17 protein-coding genes are annotated in these 19,759 nt (G+C 58.3%); 7 read left to right on the forward strand and 10 right to left on the reverse strand.

Annotated features, from left to right (window positions below; translation table 11 throughout):
* Positions 1-157: 157 nt before the first annotated feature.
* Positions 158-685 carry an NUDIX hydrolase gene (locus tag CA51_RS06915; RefSeq protein WP_145119042.1) on the reverse strand — a complete coding sequence of 176 codons (528 nt, stop codon included), beginning with the start codon at positions 683-685 and terminating at the stop codon, positions 158-160.
* Positions 686-854: 169 nt separating this feature from the next.
* Between CA51_RS06915 and ychF the strand changes: the two genes are divergently transcribed.
* The gene (gene ychF, locus CA51_RS06920; protein ID WP_145119044.1) at positions 855-1,946 is read left to right on the forward strand and encodes a redox-regulated ATPase YchF; all 1,092 of its coding nucleotides are present in this window, start codon (positions 855-857) and stop codon (positions 1,944-1,946) included.
* Between the two features lie 169 nt (positions 1,947-2,115).
* The gene (locus tag CA51_RS06925; RefSeq protein ID WP_145119046.1) at positions 2,116-2,556 is read left to right on the forward strand and encodes a flagellar export chaperone FliS; all 441 of its coding nucleotides are present in this window, start codon (positions 2,116-2,118) and stop codon (positions 2,554-2,556) included.
* Here CA51_RS06925 and CA51_RS06930 read toward each other — a convergent pair.
* Together CA51_RS06930 and CA51_RS06935 are read right to left on the reverse strand one after the other, a co-directional pair.
* Complete coding sequence (locus CA51_RS06930; protein ID WP_145119048.1) at positions 2,553-3,158, reverse strand: Clp protease N-terminal domain-containing protein; 606 nt, start codon at positions 3,156-3,158, stop codon at positions 2,553-2,555. The genes CA51_RS06925 and CA51_RS06930 overlap by 4 nt on opposite strands.
* Before the next feature lie 339 nt (positions 3,159-3,497).
* Positions 3,498-4,064 carry a hypothetical protein gene (locus CA51_RS06935; protein WP_145119050.1) on the reverse strand — a complete coding sequence of 189 codons (567 nt, stop codon included), beginning with the start codon at positions 4,062-4,064 and terminating at the stop codon, positions 3,498-3,500.
* Positions 4,065-4,718: 654 nt separating this feature from the next.
* On the opposite strand from CA51_RS06935, the gene CA51_RS06940 reads away from it, so the two are divergent.
* Positions 4,719-5,702, forward strand: a complete 984-nt coding sequence (locus CA51_RS06940; protein ID WP_145119052.1) for an aldo/keto reductase — start codon at positions 4,719-4,721, stop codon at positions 5,700-5,702.
* A 99-nt stretch (positions 5,703-5,801) separates the two neighbouring features.
* On the opposite strand, the gene CA51_RS06945 is transcribed toward CA51_RS06940, so the two are convergent.
* Positions 5,802-7,403, reverse strand: coding sequence for a TlpA family protein disulfide reductase (locus CA51_RS06945; protein WP_145119054.1), 1,602 nt, complete (start codon positions 7,401-7,403; stop codon positions 5,802-5,804).
* Between the two features lie 237 nt (positions 7,404-7,640).
* Between CA51_RS06945 and CA51_RS06950 the strand changes: the two genes are divergently transcribed.
* Both CA51_RS06950 and CA51_RS06955 read left to right on the forward strand, forming a co-directional pair.
* A complete protein-coding gene (locus tag CA51_RS06950) occupies positions 7,641-9,497 on the forward strand; it encodes a BatD family protein (RefSeq protein ID WP_197451652.1) in 1,857 nt (618 codons plus the stop codon).
* Positions 9,494-10,300: an SH3 domain-containing protein gene (locus tag CA51_RS06955; RefSeq protein ID WP_145119058.1), complete on the forward strand. Its 807-nt coding sequence runs from the start codon at positions 9,494-9,496 to the stop codon at positions 10,298-10,300. The genes CA51_RS06950 and CA51_RS06955 overlap by 4 nt, the downstream gene beginning before the upstream one ends.
* 83 nt (positions 10,301-10,383) lie before the next feature.
* Here CA51_RS06955 and CA51_RS06960 read toward each other — a convergent pair whose 3' ends face one another.
* The 3 genes from CA51_RS06960 to CA51_RS06970 all read right to left on the reverse strand — a co-directional run bounded on the left by CA51_RS06960 (position 10,384) and on the right by CA51_RS06970 (position 14,154).
* Complete coding sequence (locus tag CA51_RS06960) at positions 10,384-11,442, reverse strand: galactose-1-phosphate uridylyltransferase (protein ID WP_197451653.1); 1,059 nt, start codon at positions 11,440-11,442, stop codon at positions 10,384-10,386.
* Between the two features lie 311 nt (positions 11,443-11,753).
* Entirely contained in the window at positions 11,754-13,175 is a 1,422-nt protein-coding gene (locus CA51_RS06965; protein ID WP_145119062.1) for a DUF1501 domain-containing protein, read from the reverse strand.
* A gap of 157 nt (positions 13,176-13,332) precedes the next feature.
* Positions 13,333-14,154, reverse strand: a complete 822-nt coding sequence (locus CA51_RS06970; protein WP_145119064.1) for a glycosyltransferase family 2 protein — start codon at positions 14,152-14,154, stop codon at positions 13,333-13,335.
* 504 nt (positions 14,155-14,658) lie between these two features.
* On the opposite strand from CA51_RS06970, the gene CA51_RS06975 reads away from it, so the two are divergent.
* On the forward strand, positions 14,659-15,774 hold the full coding sequence (locus CA51_RS06975; protein ID WP_145119066.1) for a sensor histidine kinase: 1,116 nt from the start codon (positions 14,659-14,661) through the stop codon (positions 15,772-15,774).
* A gap of 26 nt (positions 15,775-15,800) precedes the next feature.
* Here the strand turns inward: CA51_RS06975 and CA51_RS06980 are convergent, their stop codons facing one another.
* On the reverse strand, positions 15,801-16,499 hold the full coding sequence (locus tag CA51_RS06980; RefSeq protein WP_231746040.1) for a hypothetical protein: 699 nt from the start codon (positions 16,497-16,499) through the stop codon (positions 15,801-15,803).
* A 97-nt stretch (positions 16,500-16,596) separates the two neighbouring features.
* Positions 16,597-17,484: a tRNA pseudouridine(55) synthase TruB gene (truB, locus tag CA51_RS06985; RefSeq protein ID WP_197451654.1), complete on the reverse strand. Its 888-nt coding sequence runs from the start codon at positions 17,482-17,484 to the stop codon at positions 16,597-16,599.
* A 151-nt stretch (positions 17,485-17,635) separates the two neighbouring features.
* Between truB and hemL the strand changes: the two genes are divergently transcribed.
* A complete protein-coding gene (hemL, locus tag CA51_RS06990; RefSeq protein WP_145119070.1) occupies positions 17,636-18,961 on the forward strand; it encodes a glutamate-1-semialdehyde 2,1-aminomutase in 1,326 nt (441 codons plus the stop codon).
* On the opposite strand, the gene CA51_RS06995 is transcribed toward hemL, so the two are convergent.
* On the reverse strand, positions 18,958-19,704 hold the full coding sequence (locus CA51_RS06995; RefSeq protein ID WP_145119072.1) for a class I SAM-dependent methyltransferase: 747 nt from the start codon (positions 19,702-19,704) through the stop codon (positions 18,958-18,960). The two genes, hemL and CA51_RS06995, sit on opposite strands and share 4 nt — an antisense overlap.
* Positions 19,705-19,759 lie beyond the last annotated feature (55 nt).

Raw genomic sequence — 19,759 nt, forward strand, 5'->3', positions numbered from 1 at the left:
AGACCGATCTAGTTTGATTGACGCAGCCGACGATGCCTAACAATTCGCCGCAAATTTGCCGTTACAACCCGGCGGAACTGTCGTAACCCGGACTGTCGTGTGCGGAAAAAATCGATCTCTAGCGAATGCGTAGCGACCGGAGAGGCCCAAGTTGGGATTAGGCTCGCGATTCGAGGAAGGTTTGCAGGGCGAGGCGATTCGATTCGAAGGCCATGTTTTCGAGGTGTTCTGGCCCGAGGTCGCAGAACGAGGTCGATTGCACTTCGCTCGGTTCGGCTTCCAAAGCCGCCAGGTCGACGATTTGGCAGGTGTAGAAGAGATCGACGACTGGAATGATCAAGCCGCGATATTCGTAGCTGTTGGTGTAGGAGGTGAGGTATTGGAACGATTCGACATTCAGCCGCACCTCTTCCTTAATTTCGCGGATCAACGCCATTTCCCCGGTCTCGCCGCTGTCGACAAAACCGCCGGGCAGGCCCCACTTTCCCTTGCCCGGATCGCGGGCGCGGCGAAGCAGGAGCACCCGCCCCTGAGCGTCGGTGACAATTCCTCCGACGGCCACCGTGGGGCCAAAATGATACGTGTATTGGCAAGCGGAGCATTGGAACGGATCCTTGCCGATCGCAGTCGCCGCGGCTCCGCACCGCGGACAAAAATGGAAGGTTTGCGGTATCGGAAGGTTCATCAAATGCTCGGCAGTAGAGGTCGGCGGTCGGTTCCCAACCGATGGTACGAGAAACCGAGTGCGGTTTGAATCCGTGCGGCGGAGACAACTGCGGCTCTTTTGCGATTTGATCGAACCGCTTATCCTTTGTGCGTCGCAGTTTTAACCTTTATTGCATCGAAGAGCATTTATGGAAGCTGGTATTGTTGGCTTGCCGAACGTCGGAAAAAGCACGTTGTTCAACGCGTTGACGAGTTCACAAGCGGCCCAAAGCGAAAATTATCCGTTTTGCACGATCGAACCCAACGAAGGAATTGTCAACGTTCCCGACGGGCGATTGCAGACGATCACCGATTTGATCCACACCAAAAAGATCATTCCTGCAGCGCTCAAGCTGGTCGATATCGCGGGAATTGTCAAAGGTGCCAGCGAGGGCGAGGGCTTGGGGAATAAGTTCCTCAGCCACATCCGCCAGGTCGATGCGATCATCCAAGTCGTCCGCTGCTTCGAAGATCCCGACGTGACCCACGTCGCTGGCAACGTCGATCCGATGGCTGATATCGATACGATCGAGACCGAATTGATCCTCGCCGATATCCAGACTTTGGAAAATGCGTTGCCAAAGGCCGAGCGGACCGCGCGGACCGGCGACAAAGAAGCCAAGCTGTTGGTCGCCACGATCAATAAGCATCTGGAGCACATCACCAAAGAATTGCCGCTGCGTACGCTGTCGCTAACCGAAGCGGAAGCCAAGGTGGTCAGCAGTTTCGGACTGATGACAGCCAAGCCGATCCTGTACGTTGCCAACGTCGATGAAAACGACGTCAACGGCGAAAACGATCTGGTCGCCAAGGTCCGCGAGCACGCCAAGCAAAGCGGTGCGGGGGTCGTGCCTGTCTGTGCCAAGGTGGAAGCGGAAGTTGCCGAGCTGGAGCCGGAAGATCGGGCGGAATTCTTGGACGCTGTCGGTTTGACCGAGCCGGCGCTGGAAAAACTGGCCCGCGAAGCCTACCGAACACTTGGCCTGCACAGCTATTTCACCGCGGGTGAGAAAGAGGTTCGGGCGTGGACAATTCCCGTCGGAGCGACCGCACCGCAAGCTGCCGGAGTGATCCACAGCGATTTCGAACGCGGCTTTATCCGCGCGGAAGTCTATTCGGTCGAAGATCTCGTCGAGCACAAGAGCGAGAAGGAGATCCGTAACGCGGGCAAGTTGCGTGTCGAAGGGAAGGGATACGTCATGAATGATGGCGACGTCGTCCACTTCTTGTTCAACGTTTAATCAGCTGCCAGCGTCCGTTGCGACGCCCAGTTAACCGTGATGTTCGGGTTGTGTCGGCTGCGCTGAGTCTGTGTTTCGCGACTATTAAAAGTGACCTTGGATCGAGACGCTTGCCGACCAAGGTGGAGGGCGTTGAGCGCGGATCACTTCAGCAGTTAGATGGACGAACATGGATTATCGACGTGCCGGCAACGATGTGATGGAAACCGAAGTGTTGACAGCATCGCCAGCAAAACTGAGACGCATGACGGTTGAGTTTGCGTTGCGAAACGTGAACCAAGCGATCGAGCAAGCCGCGGCAAACGGCGGGGTTCAGAAGTCCGAAGCGACCCTGAATCTACGCGACGCGCTGACGGAACTGTTGGGTGGGATTCGTCCGTCGGAGGAATCGCTTTCCAAGCAGGTTGCCGACATGTACGTCTTCCTGTTGCAGTGGCTGACGGCTGCGGAGCTTGACGGCGATCGCGAGAAACTTGTCGATATCGGCCGCGTCTTGGAGATCGAACTGGATACTTGGAACCAGGTCGTGACGACCACGATCTCCGAATCGAGTTATCGGTCGGCTGGCGGCGACGACGATTCGCTCGATTCGATCTGCTTCGATGCCTAGCCAAAGCGATGGTGTACGCTACCCCAGGTAGGCATCGACGCAAGTGCTTCGGATGCTAGCCCCGCCGCGTCGATCCACATCTCGTGCAGCAGCAGTTGAGCGTCGACATCGGGGTTCTGCAGGATGCCCAGCAACAGGTGTTCGGGCTCCGCTTTCTGGTATCCCATCCGCGTCGCTTCGGCGATCCCATCGAGCACGCATTGCCGCGCCGCTTGCGAGACGGGCAAGTGGTTGTTGGTCTCGTGCAGCCGCGTGGATGCCAGCCGCAGTTTCTCACTGACGGTGCACAGGTCGTCGAGCGTTAGGCCCAGGTTCGCAAGCCAGCTGGCCCCCGAATACTCCGCTTCGGCGGCGAGCCCGATCAGCAGATAGTTGCTGCTGACCATCCCGTCGCCGGTCTCCGCAGCTTCGTCGACAGCAAACCGCAACGCGCGTCGCGAACGGTGGCTCAGCCGCTTCAAGACCGAGATCGGTTGGGCCTCGAGATCCAGTGCGGGTGCTGTGCGAGCGTCGCTTGCCGCCTGAGTATCGGAACTCGAAACTGCAAACATCGCCGTGCCGAGGGCGGACGCTTGGAAGAACCGTCGTCGAGAATGGGCCATGGGATAACCTTTGAGAGAGGAACCAAACAGGTACGGCGAATTCTATGCAGGGCGATCCGGCGGGCAAGCGTTTCAATCGCCAAGTCGCCTTCTTTTATCGGCTGTAGCGACGCGATTGACCTTGGTATGCGTGGGATCTTCAGCGTCGTGGCAAAGCTTGCAGCGAGCCAAATGAAGCGATTGGCGACGGTTTGGCGGCGACGGTTCGTGGTGCTGCGTGAGCCGGTCGCAAGCCGTCCGATCTGCGTCGCCGCAGGCCGGCCGATAGGCGCATAAAAAACGCGATGCTTGTCAGTCGACAAGCATCGCGATGCGATGAATCAATCGAGCTCTCGAGACCTATTGCAGGATCTTGCTCAGGTTGGCGACAACAGCGTCGACGTCCAGGTCTTGGGCGTTGGCGACAGCGTAGCTAGCCTTGACTTGAGCGTTGCCAGCCATGACGACGGTAACTTCCGCTTTGGAGTTGATGCCGTAGTTGTCGGGACCGTTTTCGAATTCGTTAGGAACAACAAAAGGAATGTTCGACGCCTTGGACTTCGAAGCCAAGTCTTTTGCCGAATCGGACAAATCTTCCTTGCTGTCGCCCATCAGGTTAACAAACGCCTTCAGTTGAGCGTCTTCGTTCTTGCTGATTGCAGCGTCCAACTTTTTCACCAAATCGACAACTTTGTCGTTGGTCGAGCGAGTGAAGACCATTACCTGTGGACGCGAACCGTTCTTGCAGCGGTAGCACAGGTTCTTGCCTTCTTCTACACCGTCGTCAGTCGCACCGGCGCACTTGGTCACGTAGAACGCACCGATCCGATCGCCTTCTTGGGGACCGCTGGTTAGCGCGTCTTTAGCCGAGACCGATCCAACAAAAGCCAATGCAATTGCGAGACTAAGGAGGGAAACATTCTTCATCGAGATATCCTTCATCGGAAAGGGATAGTTTGTCCATGCGACATCGCATGAACCGGTGGGAGGTTCTGATCGGCCAGCCAGTTGATTGCGGTTGCCAATCGGGATTTGCCACCTGCTGGAATTAGGCCTCATATACTGGCAAACATGTTACGCAACCGTTCAGCCGCGGACAATCATTAATTCTCTCCGCCAGCTTTTTACGAACGAGTTTCCAATATGTTCAGTGAGCTATCACACACAACGTTCTGCGAGGTGAGCTTCCGTACAGATACTTTGGCTGCTCCGTTGGAGGAAAACCGGTGGGTTTGCAGCGTCCGGATTCCGCGGGGCAGCGATCGCTGGCGTCGCGATCAAAACTGTCTCTGTTCGGTCGGGATGCTGCGACGGGCGTGGACTTGGGCGCTGTTGCGGTCGCAAGGGCGTGCGTCGCGACTGTGTTTGTGATGGCAAAATCGCGATGCGGGCGGGGGGCATGCTACCCGCCTTGTTCTGAATGCTATGAAAACGCGAAAATCATTCCGATCGGCTTCGAGACGCCAGCAATTACACCGCGGTCGGGAAGATCGAACATCGCATCACCCGTTTTTCCGAGAGACACTTTTGTATTTGAAATTGTGATGCGAACCTAACATCCATTCACCGACAGGCGAAATAATGCAGTATCGACAATTAGGGCATCTGGGCCCTCGAGTTTCCGAGATCGGATTCGGTGGCTGGGCGCTAGGTGGTCAGTGGGGAGCACAAGACGATGCGGATTCGATTGCCGCGCTGAATCGAGCGATCGATTTGGGTGTCAACTTTATCGACACCGCAGCCGGATATGGCGATGGCCGCAGCGAGCGCTTGATCGCAGAAGTTGCCAAGCAGCGCAGCGAACAGCTGTTTATCGCCACCAAGACACCGCCGGCCGATGGTCCCTGGCCGCCGTCCCCCTATTGCGCGTGGCAGGATCGTTATAGTGCCAACTACTTGCGCGAGAATATCGAACAGCGTTTGCGGAATCTGCAAGTCGAACGCATCGACTTATTGCAACTGCATACATGGACACGCGCTTGGAATGACGACCCGCAGCCTTTGTTGGTGCTGCGCAAATTGCGCGAGGAAGGCAAGATCGGCATGATTGGGATCAGCACACCCGAACAGGATCAGAATTGTGTGATCCAGTTGATGCGGGACGGGCTGGTCGATTGCGTTCAGGTGATCTTCAATCTATTCGACCAGGAACCAGCGGCGCAGCTATTACCCGTTGCTGAGGAGACGGGGACTGGCGTCATCGTTCGGGTTGCCCTAGACGAAGGGATGCTCGCCGGTAAGTTCACTGCCGAGCATCGGTTTGCCGACGACGATTTTCGCCAGCAATATTTTGCTGGCGATCGCTTGCCGCGTAGTGTCGATCGGGTCGCTGAGATTGCGAACGATATGCACCGCTTTGGGCTTCAAGACTACAGCGTCGCCGATCTCGCGATCAAGTTTGCACTCTCTGCTTCGGGCGTCGGTAGCGTGATCACCGGTATCCGATCTGCCGAACAGGCCGAACTCAACGCCGCAGTCAGCGACAAGCTGGCGGTCCCCGATACTCTGTTACATCTGCTGCGGCGACACAACTGGCGACGCGGCGTCTGGTATGCCGGCAAATAGCCGATGCAAGCGAGTCCCGTTCGAGCGGCTTCGACGGGGTGTTATCGGTTCGGCCGAACTTCGCTCGGCTTGCATCGCTATCGATAGCTGCCGGTTACTTTAAGGCTTAGCCTCGATCATTTTTGTGATCACGTCGCGAATTTCCATTTGCGGGCCCATCAGGATCTTGGCGACGTTTCCGTCGGCATCCACGATGGCTGCAAAAGGAAAGGATGCCAATCCCAGTTGCGTGGCTAGCGGGTCGCGAACGCCTTGGCTGGCTCGGTCGGGGTTGCGGACGTTGGGGAACGTCGACCGGAAGCGACGGCGGAACTCTGCCAATTCCTCGTCCGAATCGTCGAGATTGACGCCGAGAATCTTGACCTTCCCTTCGAACTCTTTTTCCAACTCCTGCAGCCCAGGAATGATCTGCAGCGACTCGGGACGCGATGTCGTCCAGAATGGCATCAAGACGATCGAGCCGCGGAAGGCGTTCCAATCGAGCTCTCCGCCGGCGAGATCCGGGTACTGGATATCCAGCGGTTGGCCGATCGCTTCGCGACGGTTGTCGCTTGCCGCGAGGAACGCTTCGGCTTCGGCAGCGATCTCCGGAGCCACGTTTTCCGAACCGATAAAGGTCTTGCGGATCGCGTCGTAGATCACTTTCACAACATCGGGATTCGCTGACCCCTCGGAACTCAACGCCAATCCAGCGAGGTATTGGAATGTCGAAACATCGATCGGTTGGGCGACCAGTTCGTCGATCGCCGCCTGCCACTGCTCAGCTCCGGCAGCCTCTTCGCCGCCGAGGTTGGCGTGCAGTTTGTCCAAGTTGTCGAATTTCGCCGCCGCTGCCATCATCTTCGCAGATCCGGCGATTTGAGGATCGGAATGGTTGGCGAACTTGCTGGCAATCGCATCGCGAACCGCTCTCGCTGCATCGTTGTAGTCGTACTGGCTGAGCACACCAAAGCTCTGCTGCAACGCATAAAACGCGGGCATCCCCAGCTCGCGATCGGAAGCTTGGAATTCTCCGACGAGCGCTAACAATTGATCTGTCGATTTCGATTGGCCGGTGCGAATCTTGTCCAGTTCAAAACCCAACCGCACGACGCGGCTGTCGTTGACCAGGTCGGGATCGTCGCTGGCGGCGAGCTCCGTCGCGTAGGCTTCCAGCTGTTCCGCAGCGGCTACGTCCTGCAGTCCGGCCAACTGGCTGAGGGCTTCGAGTTTGGTCCGTCGCGCGACGGTCAGCGTCGCCGGTTGGATGTCTGGGAGCGCGATCGCGTGTTCTGCGGCCGCCAGCTTTTCGGCACTGATCCGCTTCGCCTCTGCGATCTGAGCGGCTTGCGTCGTGAACGCCGACTGGCCACTCATCAGTTGCCGCAACGCGTCGTTGGTCTTCTCGAAATAAGCCAACGTCGTTTCCAGCGACGCATCGTCGGCCAGCGGAGCTAAACCGGTAGGCGCCGGATCCGAGGCGTCGAGCATGCCGTCGACGGCGGGAGCGGCTGTGGGATCGCTGGTGGGCGAGGCGGGCGAAGGGGCGTTTGCCGTCATCGGGGCAGCTGACGGAGCGTCCGGAGCTGGAGCGGCGGATGTTTCGTCGCCCGAATCCGCTGCTTGGTATTTGGTCCCCTTCGACGTGACGTCGTCGGTCTTCGACGAACAGCCCGACAACAAGCTGACGCCTACGATAGTGATTATCAGTCGACGGGTCATGGTCGACCCTCCTGAATGTTAGAGTTCTTGATGACGGAATGCAGCCGATGCCCAAACGACCCAGCTGGCGATCAGTATATCCGCGTTCCAACGGCATTGCCCAGGGCAATGCCCGCGAGTCGTCCTGGCGAACTGACGGATCGTTTGGAGTGCACTTGCTGTGGAACAGCAGATCAACAAAATAGAAGGCTTGAGTTCATTCCGGTCTTCCCCGTTTCGCAATACCGATTCACCACTATGTTTGCACTGCAAAACAACATCTGCTGGTCCCGCGTCGGTCCTCTTGCATTGCTCGCCAGCTTGCTGCTGCCCGCCATCGGTGCCGGGCAAGATGAAATCCAGACTCAGCTGGGGGCAGAACCGGGGCCGTATTTTGTGGGGCTGCCGGTCACGATCCAGTTGACCGCCACCGGTTTATCCGACCGCGGCACGCCGGAGGTCGAAGTCGAAAGCGATAGCGACGCGCTGCGTTGGACTTTGGTTGCCACCAACCCGACGTCGATTCGGTTCAACAACAATGGCCGGATCTCGTCGCAATCGAAATACGATTTCATCTTTCGGTTCACCGCCAGTAAAGCGGGCCAATGGGAGATCGGCCCGTTTGTGATCACCGATGGTTCGATCGAGAAACGCGTCGACGCGGTAAAGGTGACGTTCGAAGAGGTCCCCACCACCGACAACATGCAGATCCATCTGCGCGTTCCCGAGGGGCCGTTTTTTCCCGAGCAGCGTGTGCCGGTCGAAATCGAGTGGTGGTATGCGGGCGATCTGGCTAACACCGGCGTTTCCATCTCGTCGCCACTGTTCGACACCTTCAAGTTCGAAGATGAGAAGCCGACCAACGTCCGCGAGGCGCTGCTGCCGATCGATACCGCCGAGGGGAGTGTCGATTTGCAGGCTACCGTCCGCGAGGAGTTGGTCGACGGAAAGCGATTTCGTGTGTTCCGCGCCAAGCGGACGATGATTCCCGATCGTATCGGCACCTTTGCGATCGATCCGATCCAGGTCACGATTCGCCATCGCGTGTTGGGACGCCGCCAGCGGCGCGATGATACCGGGTTTGGATTTGGCTTTTTTGATCGCGTCGAAGAGTACGTGAAAAGTGTCGAGGCGTTTCGAGCGGTTGGCGAACCGATGACGATCGTGATCGGCGGCTTTCCCAAAGCCGATCAGCCCGAGAGTTTCGCCGGCGCGGTGGGGAAAGGATTTTCGATCGCTGTGACGGCGGATCGAACCGTTGTTCGCGTGGGCGATCCGATTCGATTGAACGTGACGCTGCGTGGCAGCGGGAATCTCAAGGGGGCCAGTTTGCCGCCGCTGTCGGCCGATGGTGGAATGGATCCCGAGCGGTTTCGCTTGCCCAGTGGAGACATCCCCGGGAAGTTGGGAAAAGATGAGAAGACGTTTTCGGTGTCCGTCCGAGTCGAAGACGAATCGGTTAGCGAGATTCCCTCGATCGCATATTCCTGGTTCGATACCGATGCTAAACAGTACCGCACCGCTCGATCGGCACCGATCGCACTGCGGGTGATGCCCGCCGATATGATCTCCGCGGACGACGTCGTATCAGCTGGTCCAGGCCCTTCCAGCGACCCGCCGCCCGCTGGCGATGAACCCTCGTCCGCGGCGGGCCAGCCGCGCAAGCGATTCTCGTTGAGCGGTGCGGACCTAGCTATCGAATCGAATCCGGCGGCGATGCTCTCTACCTCAAGCCGGTCGGTATCACCTGTTGTTGTCCAAACGACAGCTTATTTGGCCGGGATCGCGATCGTGATGTTGGCTTTGGTCGATCGCCGCCGCAGCCAAGCCGATCCCGCTGTCGTCGCGCGGCGGAAGGTTGCGGTGGAGCAAGCTGCGGCGATCGCTGCTGCTGCGGGCAAGCCTCAACGCCAGGGGGCGAACGAGGTTGCCGCTGCTCTCCGCAGCCTGCTCGCTTCGCAGCCGGGCGTCGAACGTTCGAGTACCGAAGCTTTGATCGGAGAGTGTGAAGCGTTGGTCTATCAGCCGAGTTCTGCGGGAGACGAACCGTTGTCGCGAGAGATCATCGAACGGGCCCAACAGCTAGCCAACCGATTTCGCAAGGAAGCCCAATGAACCGTTTATTGAAAACCTTGCTTTGTATCGTCGCGCTGTCGCAAAGCGTCTGGGCCAACCCATCGAACAAGTCGCTGGAGCAGGCGATCGAAGCCTACAACGAGGGCTTCGCAGCGGTCGAGCGGGAGCAGCGATTGCGGCATTTTCGCCGCGCCGAACTGCTGTTCGCTCAGGTCGCCGAAGCGGGCGAGATTGAAAACGCCAGTCTGTATGTCAGTCTTGGAAATGCGGCTCTTGGGGCACAGCGAATCGGGCCGGCGATCGTCGCCTTTCGCCGCGCGTTGGCGATCGATCCCAGCAATCGGCAGGCTCGGCAAAACCTAGAGCACGCTCGAACTCTGCTTCCCGATTGGGTTCCGCGTCCCGAGGCGACGGCGACTAGCTTCGGTTCGCTTGTCGGCGCGCTGTTTGGTGAATCGGTAGCCCGGTCGGCCGATCAAATCTACCTACTCGCTTCGATCGCCTTCTTGGCCGCCGCGGTTCTGCTGGCGCTGGCGATTCGAACCGACCGCAAAGGGATCCGAAATCTTGCAGGAGTCTTGGCGTTGATCTGGATCGCGTTTCTGGGGACGGCGGTTTGGAAATCGTATCAACCGACCGCCGCGGTGGCAGTTGTGATCCTTCCCGATACAACCGCGCGAGCCGCCGATTCGATCAATTCTCCGTCGCGGTTGCCCGAACCACTTCCCAGCGGAACGGAGGTCCAGGTGATGGAAGATCGCAGCGATTGGCTGCGGGTGCGACTGTTCGATGGCCGCGATGCCTGGTTGCCTGCGTCGAGCGTAGCGCGGCTGGCCGGTTAGCTGACGCGTTGCCTGGGCTATCGATTTGGCCGCGCCGGATCGCTGGCGGCGGCGAGAATCAGTCGACGTAAAATCGATCCGTTCTAAACGTTCGATCGCTTGCTGCGAGAGCCTTTCTTGGAACCGCGTTCCAGCTGTCGCGATAGGCTTCTCAGGTGCGTCGCGGCGGCTTCGGGTAGAACCGGATTGATGTAGCAGTCCGAGCCCCATTCGAAGCCCGCCAATTTCGTAACTCTTGGGAAAATCTCCATCCACCAATGGAACGCCGCCGTATCGTGGAAGGCGGTGGGGCGGGTATGGATGATGAAATTGTAAGCCGCTGGTGAGAGGATGCTTTCGACCAGTTTCAGCAGCTTGCGAACCAGGACCGCCAGGTCGACCAGCTGCGTATGTTCGATCGCTTCAAACGAATCCTGGTGTTGGCGAGGAATCAAACGCATCAGGTAGGGGACGCGACTGGCAAATGGGCAGAGGGCGACAAAGTGGTCGGTCGTCGCGATGATCCGCTTGCCGCTGATCTGTTCTTCGCCCGACATGCTGCAGACCATGCACTGTCCGGTGCTGCCATGGTGTTCTCCCAGTCGAGACATCAGGGCGCTGATCGATCCTGGCATCACGCTGGTCGCGATCAATTGGCTGTGCGTGTGTCGCAGCGACGCTCCGGCGGCAGCCCCAACGTTTTTGAACAGGATGTGGTAGTCGACGTCCGGTCGTTCCCGCCAGTAACGCATGCGGTTCAGGTACGCCGAAAAAACATCGATCACGCGGGATTCGCTGAGTTCGGTAAGGCTGTGGACATGCAGCGGCGATTCGATGAAGACCTCGTGCCCGCCGGTCAAGGCAAACGCTTCGAACGCGTGGCTTTGCAGCATCGCTTCTTCGGAGACCTTGCCGTTGCACGCTTCCACGGCGGGATAACGATTGGGCACAACGCGGACCGACCAGCTTTCGGGGTCGTCTTCGTCGTCGAGGATCGTCAGCGTTGGATCGGGAGTCAGTTGCTCGTTGCCCGCGCAAAACGGACACGCGATGACGGTGCTGCCAGATAACTGGGCTTCGACCAATTCATCGGGGCGATGGTCCCGGTTGGGAGCAACGATCACCCAAGCATCGGTCAAAGGATCGCGTCGAACTTCGCTCATCAGTGCGCACCTGCATGGCGGAGTCCCTTCCATACACGAACATGCCGAGGCAACAGGAGAGGAGAGCTTCGCATGCTGCCCAACCTCGGCTCAAACCCCCATAGCTTACAGCATTTCACCCTTCGAGAGAAGATTCCCGGCACTTCAAACTGCTGGGAAATGGCGGATCGCGTCGGCTCGTGTCGATCGGGGAAGCCTTGCCAGACAGTTTGTACGGGGCGGTTCTGACCACGGCTGGCGATTTACGGCAGGACTGACGCCCAAGCGGGAATCGGCCGCGATCAGCCTCGGTTTGCTGCAAATCGTTTGCTTTAAGAAACGATCCCTTTATGCGCTTGCCCTTCGTTTTGGTCGACTCGCTCGGGACGTCCTTTGTGCATGTAGACGACCTTGGTGTGGTCGAGCCCCATCAAACGCATGATCGTGGCGTGGATGTCGTGGACGTGCAGTTTGTCTTCGATCGCAAACAGTCCCAATTCGTCGGTCGCCCCGATGGTTTGACCGCCGCGAACGCCACCGCCAGCCATCCACATCGTGAAGCCGGTCGGATTGTGATCGCGACCGTCACCCTTTTCGCTCATCGGTGTGCGTCCAAATTCGCCGCCCCAGACGACTAGCGTCTCGTCGAGCAGGCCGCGCTGTTTGAGATCTTTGATCAAACCGACGATTGGTTGATCGACCGCGTCGCACAATCGCGAGTGGTTGGCCTCCATCCTGGAGTGACTGTCCCATTTGCTGCCCGCACCATGATACAACTGGATGAACCGGACACCGCGTTCGGCCAATCGACGAGCCATCAAGCATTGCCGCCCGAAGGTCTTCGTCTCCTTGCGGTCCATGCCGTAGAGTTCCAAGGTTTCCTGCGGCTCATCGTCCAATTCGATCGCATCGGGAGCCGAGGATTGCATGCGATAGGCCAGTTCGTAGCTGCGGATTCGCGCTTCGAGATCGGTGTTGGATTCCCGCGATGCGTAGTGCTGCTGGTTCAACTGGTTTAGGAACGCCAGCTTCTGCAGCTGCCGCGCTTCGGAGATCCCCGCGGGGCGGTTCAAGTTGGCGATCGGTTGTTCTCCCGATTCGAACAACACGCCCTGGTAGGATGCTGGCATGAATCCGGCGCCCCAAGCCCGGACACCGTTGACGACCATCGACTTGGTGTCCTTGATGACGACAAAGCCTGGCAGGTCTTGGTTTTCGGTTCCCAGTCCGTACGAGACCCACGCGCCTAGCGATGGCCGCCCGCCGAAGACCGAACCGGTATTCATCTGCGACACGCCACCGGCGTGGTTGATACCGTCGGAGACGCACGACCGGATCACGCACAGATCGTCGGCGATCTCGCTGTGCTTGGGCAACCAATCGGAGATCCACAGGCCGCTTTCACCGTGCTGGGCCCACTTGCGTTTGGATTCCAGCAGCGGCGAATTGACTTCGCCCATCGCGGTGACCGGCTTGTCGAAGCTCTCGGGCAAGCTCTGCCCAGCCAGTTCGTTCAACAAAGGTTTGGGGTCGAACAGATCCAGATGGCTTGGACCGCCTTCCATGAACAGCCAGATCACGCTTTTCGCGCGGCCGAGGAAGTGAGGGATCTTTGCCGCGGCGGCCGACACGCTCCGCTGGGGCAGCAAAGCTTCGCCGCTGAGTGCTGAAAATGCCAAGGCACCAAATCCCGAACCCGCAGTCTGAAGAAACTTGCGACGCGAATTGGGATGAATGATGTTGTTGCAGCTCATCGAAGATACCAATCTTAAGGGACTTGGAGGGGGGCCCACGTTCTTTTTCGGTCGAGGGCGGGCCTAAGGTGCAGGAATGCAGCAGCGATCGATTCTTGCCGCTTAATCCTTACCTTAGGGGATAAATTGTTGCACGTCTGGGGCTCTGCGGCAACACTTAAACGCCGGCGAAGCGATGCCGAGCCAGCAGTTTCAGCGTCAAAATCGCCGTCCGCATCACCTTCATCTTGCTAACGCCCCCCTTTTGGTCGTATCGCAGGATCAGCGGCACTTCGGAAAAAACGCGTTTTCTCGAACGCAATTTCAAAAGAACGTCCGCCATGCAAGAGAATCCGGTTTCGCTGACCAAATTGTCGCCGAAGTGGGCGAATCCTTCTTGGATCGCTTCGGCGCGATAGGCGCGATATCCGGAGGTGTAGTCGCGGACGCCTTTGGTCGGAAAGATCAGCGAGAACAACATCCGCGCACCAACGCTTAAAAACAGCCGGTTCCACGGCACGCCGACGACTTGTGCGCCGTCGCGAAAACGCGATGCGATCACGATATCGCTTCCCTCTTTGATGCGGCGAACCATCGAATCGATCAAACCTGCCGGGTGCGTATTATCGGCATCCATCGTCAGGATCACATCGCGAGCCGTCGCCAGTTCGGCAGCTTCGCGCAAACCGTCCCTCAGCGTCGGCCCCAAGCCCATGTTTTCGGAGTGTTTGAGCAGATGAACCGGCATTTGGAATCCGTATTGGCCAGCCAGTTCCGCCGTCGCATCGACGCTTCCATCGTCGACAACGATCACTTCGTACGGCCATCCATTGTCGGCAAACGCTTCGCCCAGATTGTTCAGCAACGCCCCCAACGCTTGCTCTTCGTTGAATGCCGGCAGCACGACGTAGACCTTCGATTTGGGATACGAAGGCGGGGATAGCGGATTGCGCTGCCGTTGTTCCGCGAGCAGCGATTGCGGATCGGATTGAAGGTTCATTTGACGGCAGTCCTGGTTCTTTGACGCGGGGAAATGCGATTGGCCAAGCTCATCCCAGTCACGCGCATGCAACACCTATCAACCCATTGTAATGACAAAAGAGGAAGCGTCTTTCAAAAATTGCCCGCCAGCGACATTTCTACCGGTTGGAAAAGGGGGGCTCGATCTCCCCAGCGAGCGTTTGGGAACGCGTCGTCAGTTGCCGCGTGGCGGCTGATCGCTTGAATTGCACCAGTGATCGGCTCTGAACACTGGTTATCGCTATGTATTTGTTGCGATTGCGTTTGTGTTAGAATTCGCTTGATCGGCATCCGTTTGGAGTTGTGTCACGCGACGAAAGAGGTGGGGCTTGTGGTTCGATTTATCGATGCGCTTCGGGAAGATGGCACAGAAGTGCATCCCCGATCGTTGCTGGGGAGAGTGACATCGTCCTAGCGCGTTTTCGAAAGCGGCCAGAACCGCTTGGCGTCGGATAAGGGGCAACGTCTGAAGGGGAAGCAGGAAATGCACGATAACAAGACATTGTTTGTCGCCCTTCAGGAAGGTGCAAACCGCAACGTCGTGAATCGGGCTTTTATCATTCCCCACCAGGACGAATCACTCGATATCTACGACGTGTTGATTCTCGATGAGAGCCATCGCAACAACGGGCAAGCGGCGGTCGCGGCGATCCTGCAGCACGATTTGACGACCTACGCGGCGATCATTCTCGATTCGGGTTTCCCATCGGGGACAGCTGAAAGCTTGTTGGCTCAATTGAGCGACGACACCTCTTGTCTGGTGGCGACAAGTCGTGCCGATATCAAGACGACGTTCGAAGATCTTTCTCAAGAGGCGTTGGCCAGCGATCCGCAATCGAGTCCAACCGATCTGTTGAAAGAGATGTATGCGATGTTGAGTTCGGGCGTCGAACCCGAACAGCGGCAATCGCAGCGAGAGCGGTTGGAATCGATCGGCCTGGCGGTCGCATCGGTCGCACACGAGACCCGCAATGCACTGCAGCGGATTCAGGTTCATCTCGACTTGTTGCGTATGAACGAAGGGGATGCGCTGCAACGGATGAACGATCTGACGTCGATCGAACAAGCGAATCGGTGCCTGTGGACGCTGTTCAATGAATTGCAGGATTTTAGTGCGCCGCTGCAGCTGCAATGCGAATCGGTGTCGGTTCGCGGTTTGGTTGATAGCAGTTGGGAGAGCCTGCGGGGGCGCGAAGGTTGGGACCGGGCCGAATTAAAACTCGACATCCCCAACGTCTGTGCGACGGTCGATCCGATCCGCATCGAACAGGTCCTGCGGAATCTGATGGAGAACGCGATCGATGCTTGCGACGACAAGGCAGCGATCGAGATCGCCGCTGCCAGCATCCAACTGAATGGACGGGAAGCTCTTCAAATCACGGTTCGCGATAACGGCAGCGGCATTCGGCCGGAGTTCCGGCAGAACGCCTTTGAGCCGTTTTACACGACAAAGTCGAGAGGATCGGGGTTGGGATTGCCGATCTGCAAGCGAATCGTCGAGGCCCACGGCGGTCGATTGGGGATCGACCCGAAGATTGTCGATGGGACCGCGTTTCTGATCGTGTTGCCTGTCGGTCGATCCGACACTTGCGACTGTTGAACGGATCGATCGAGATCGCCAAGCGGTTATTTGGAGGCTTTGGCTGGGATGCCGCGGACCACGACATCGTCCCACAGTCCCAGGTCGTCAAACGATCCGAGTCCGATCTGGCCAAACTGGAATTCGCGGTTATGCGTGACCATCTGCGGTTTGTCCATGTCGTCGAAATAGATCTCGATCAATCCATCGGCAACTCGGCGGACGACCTTCACTTGGTGCCAGGTGCCGTCCTTCCAAGGCGTTCCCGCGTTGGTCGATTCGCTGATCGCAACCCGCGGCGCGTCGTTGACGATGAAAATCTGATTGGCGTGCGGATCGGTCTCCTGCCCCAAGTGAACGTAATAAAAATTGGCAGGGTCTTGGTATCCGAAGAAGATGCACATGTCGCGATGCCCGCGGGAAGTCTGCAGCGTTTGCACCCGCGCTGTCAATTCAAAATCGCCGACGACGAGCTCCTTGATCAACGAGATGCTGTGCGGACTGCGATGCGGCGGTTGGTAATCGCTTTTGCCCAGCAGATGATAGGCGTTCGAACCGTCGGCTTGCTTGGTGACCTTCCACTTCGCGGCGTCGGTCGGTTGCCAGCGTTGGACGCCGTTTTCAAAGTCGTCTTGGAAAACGACTGGAAGTTCTTCGGCTTGAATCGACGAGACCGCAAGTCCGGTGTGGCTCAACAGTGCAGCGATGGTCAGTAGTTTGCAGGTGTTCCGAAAGACAGATTTCATCGAGTGGGTCCCGTTGGGTTGCTTGAGTTTGTAGAGGGCCGGGCCGGAGCGGTTCAGCGAGATGCTTCCGATCCGATCCGCGGAATCGTCCATGATCTTAATCCATCGAAGCGGGAAAGACACGTTTGGGCCCCAGTCCGCCGTCGCGCGAATGCAGGATCGCTCGCAAGCGTCCCGACTCGTCCAACGCCGCGATCTCCTGCGGATCGTTGATAAATCCCGGGCCCAACGCTCGGAATGGGATCATCCGACCGTTGATAATCTCTGTCACTTCGTCGTCGTCGAGGATCGTTTGCGGCATGTGCATGACGCCGCGCGCGGCGGGCTGCAAGGCGGCGCGAGCCGCTTCGGCGGTCAGATCGTCGATCGAGGTTGCGTCTTGGATTTTGAAAGGTCCGATCGCCGTGCGAGCCAGCGCCGTCATGATCGCTTCGGTTCCCAGGCTTTGAGCCAAGTCGCGTCCGATACTGCGGATGTAGGTTCCCGATCCGCAATCGATCTCCAAAACCAGTTCGGGGAACTCGTAGTGCAAAAGCGTGATCCGGTGGATCTGCACCGGCCGCTTGGGCAGATCTAACAAGTTGCCTTGGCGGGCCATTTTGTAGGCTCGCTTCCCCTCGACTTTGATCGCTGAATAAGCGGGCGGTCGCTGCAGAATTTCCCCCTGCATCTCGGCACAGGCTTGTTCCAGATCGATCCGCGACGGGGCTGGCAGTTCGGGGTGCTCGGTGACTTCGGTTTCGGAGTCGTCCGATGCGCTCGACATCCCTAATTCAAATGAAGCTAGGTAGCGTTTGGGGAGCAGGTGGAGATAGGGCACCAATCGCGATGCGCTTCCGATCGGCACCAATAAGACTCCGTGAGCCAGCGGGTCGAGCGTGCCAGCATGTCCGGCCTTGTTCGGCTTGACAGCGCGATAGACGCGATTGACAGCCGCCCGCGAAGTGATCCCCTTGGGTTTGTTGACGTTCAAAATTCCGAACATGAATCTATGGTTACCGCAGTCGAAGAGATTGCCAGCAGGACGCCTGAACATCCTGAATGAATTGGTTTAAGATGGTGGGTCGGCACGCGTCCGGCTCGTCCCGTTTGAGTCGCCGCGATCTCCTGCAATCGAGCTCTTTCCCAACAGAACCATGCCAGAATCCCAAGCGAAAGCCATCACCGCCGTAGGCCCGAACAGTGTAGCCGCCTTTGAGCGCGCGTGTCAGTTGATGCCCGGCGGGGTCAACAGCCCGGCCCGCGCTTTTGGTGCTGTCGGCGGAACGCCGTTGTTCATCGAATCGGCCAAGGGGCCCTATCTGTACGATGTCGATGGCCGTCGCTATTTGGACTACATCGGTTCCTGGGGCCCCATGATTTTGGGGCATCAGAATCCGGAAGTTGTCGCTGCGATTCAGGCAGCTATTTTGCGAGGGACCAGTTACGGGGCACCGACGGAAGCCGAGTCGGAGTTGGCCGAACGGATCATCGAAGCGGTTCCGAGCATCGACAAAGTGCGGCTCGTCAATTCGGGAACCGAAGCGACGATGAGCGCGATCCGCGTCGCTCGAGGTTACACCGGACGGGAGAAGATCGTCAAGTTCGCGGGCAACTACCACGGCCACGTCGACAGCCTGTTGGTCTCCGCCGGAAGCGCCGCGGCGACGCTGGGCGTTCCCGATTCGCCAGGTGTGACCAAGGGAGCCGGTGGCGACACGATCGTCCTGCCGCACAACGACCTGGCGGCGGTGGAAGCTGCGTTTGCCGCGCACCCCGGCCAGATCGCCGCGTTGATCTTGGAGCCGGTTGTCGGCAACATGGGATGTGTGCCACCGAACGACGGATATTTGCAAGGCCTCCGCGACATCACGGCGCGGGACGGATCGGTGTTGATCTTCGATGAGGTGATGACCGGCTTTCGAGTTGCCTTTGGCGGCGCTCAGCAACGCTACGGCGTGACGCCCGACATGACGACGCTGGGCAAGATCGTCGGCGGCGGGATGCCGCTTGGGGCCTACGGTGGCCGCCGCGAAATCATGGACCAAGTTTTGCCAGCGGGTAAGGTTTTCCAAGCTGGTACGCTCAGCGGCAACCCGGTCGCCGTGGCGGCTGGCAACGCGACGCTGAAGCGTTTGAAGGCTCAACCGCCTTACGAATACTTGGAAAAGATCGGCACGCAGTTGGCCACCGGCTTGGGACAGGCAGCCGAAGCGGCGGGGCTGCCGCATCAGGTTCAGCAGGTCGGCAGCATGTTGACGCTCTTCTTCAACGGTTCGCCCGTCACCAATTGGGAGCAATCCGACCGCAACGATCGTCAGCAGTACGCTGCATTTTTCTGGGGTCTGATTCGCCGCGGCGTTTATCCGCCGTGCAGCCAATTCGAAGCGATGTTCCTGTCGGAAACACACACCGAAGCGATGATCGACGAAACGATCGCGGCGGCGAAAGAAGTGTTGCAGGAAATCGCCGCGAGCGCTTAGCGATCGGCGTCGTCGCGGTTCGACTTGGTCCACCGCGTCGCTTTAATTTCCGGCAGCGAGGAATCGCTGCGGGCGAAGAACATCAGATGCTGCCACGGCAGTCCGTTGAACTCGCGGACCAGTTTCAAATCGTTGGCCGCGTATTCGCGTAAGATCTGCGTCTTGGACATCTTGTGCAAGCGTTTGATCGGCACCGTGGGATCTTCCATGCGGTATTCCAGCAATGCGATCACGCCGGTATCGGTCAGCGAGTTGCGAATCGATTTGAGCATCGGTTCGGGATGCGAGAACTCGTGATAGACGTCGACCAACAGCAGCAGGTCGATCTCTCCCTCGGGAAGATTCGGATCGTCGATTTCGCCAAGGATCGGGACGACGTTATCGTGTCCATCCTGCTGGGCTCTGGCTTTCAGTAGGTTCAGCATTTCGGGCTGGATGTCGACCGCCAAGACCTTTCCCGATTCGCCGATCTGGCGGGCCATCTTCAGCGTGTAGTAGCCGTTGCCGCAACCCAGATCGCATGCTGTCATCCCTTCACGCAGCTGCAATTGCTGCATCACCAGATCGGTGTTTTCCTCTTTGTTGCGATCGGGACGAATCAACCACGGGGCGCCGTGATACGACATCGTCTGGGCGATCACGCGTCCGAGATATTGAGTTGCCTGGCCGCTCGCTTGTTGAGCCGAAACAAACGCGGGGACGCAGATCAGCGAGGCTGCGAGGAACAAACGAAGGTTGGTCATGATGTTCACCCGCAAGTCCTTTGGTTGATAAAAAAAGTCGACGTGGCGAGCTGAC

The sequence above is a fragment of the Rosistilla oblonga genome (genome assembly GCF_007751715.1).
Lineage (GTDB): Bacteria > Planctomycetota > Planctomycetia > Pirellulales > Pirellulaceae > Rosistilla > Rosistilla oblonga.

Coding starts and splice junctions, on each gene's coding strand:
- CA51_RS06935 (WP_145119050.1), bottom strand. CDS start 4,064: ATGAAGAATGTTTCCCTCCTTAGTCTCGCAATTGCATTGGCTTTTGTT.
- CA51_RS06980 (WP_231746040.1), bottom strand. CDS start 16,499: ATGAAATCTGTCTTTCGGAACACCTGCAAACTACTGACCATCGCTGCA.
- ychF (WP_145119044.1), top strand. CDS start 855: ATGGAAGCTGGTATTGTTGGCTTGCCGAACGTCGGAAAAAGCACGTTG.
- CA51_RS06960 (WP_197451653.1), bottom strand. CDS start 11,442: ATGAGCGAAGTTCGACGCGATCCTTTGACCGATGCTTGGGTGATCGTT.
- CA51_RS06965 (WP_145119062.1), bottom strand. CDS start 13,175: ATGAGCTGCAACAACATCATTCATCCCAATTCGCGTCGCAAGTTTCTT.
- CA51_RS06955 (WP_145119058.1), top strand. CDS start 9,494: ATGAACCGTTTATTGAAAACCTTGCTTTGTATCGTCGCGCTGTCGCAA.
- CA51_RS06925 (WP_145119046.1), top strand. CDS start 2,116: ATGGATTATCGACGTGCCGGCAACGATGTGATGGAAACCGAAGTGTTG.
- CA51_RS06970 (WP_145119064.1), bottom strand. CDS start 14,154: ATGAACCTTCAATCCGATCCGCAATCGCTGCTCGCGGAACAACGGCAG.
- CA51_RS06915 (WP_145119042.1), bottom strand. CDS start 685: ATGAACCTTCCGATACCGCAAACCTTCCATTTTTGTCCGCGGTGCGGA.
- CA51_RS06940 (WP_145119052.1), top strand. CDS start 4,719: ATGCAGTATCGACAATTAGGGCATCTGGGCCCTCGAGTTTCCGAGATC.
- CA51_RS06975 (WP_145119066.1), top strand. CDS start 14,659: ATGCACGATAACAAGACATTGTTTGTCGCCCTTCAGGAAGGTGCAAAC.
- hemL (WP_145119070.1), top strand. CDS start 17,636: ATGCCAGAATCCCAAGCGAAAGCCATCACCGCCGTAGGCCCGAACAGT.
- truB (WP_197451654.1), bottom strand. CDS start 17,484: ATGTTCGGAATTTTGAACGTCAACAAACCCAAGGGGATCACTTCGCGG.
- CA51_RS06995 (WP_145119072.1), bottom strand. CDS start 19,704: ATGACCAACCTTCGTTTGTTCCTCGCAGCCTCGCTGATCTGCGTCCCC.
- CA51_RS06945 (WP_145119054.1), bottom strand. CDS start 7,403: ATGACCCGTCGACTGATAATCACTATCGTAGGCGTCAGCTTGTTGTCG.
- CA51_RS06930 (WP_145119048.1), bottom strand. CDS start 3,158: ATGGCCCATTCTCGACGACGGTTCTTCCAAGCGTCCGCCCTCGGCACG.
- CA51_RS06950 (WP_197451652.1), top strand. CDS start 7,641: ATGTTTGCACTGCAAAACAACATCTGCTGGTCCCGCGTCGGTCCTCTT.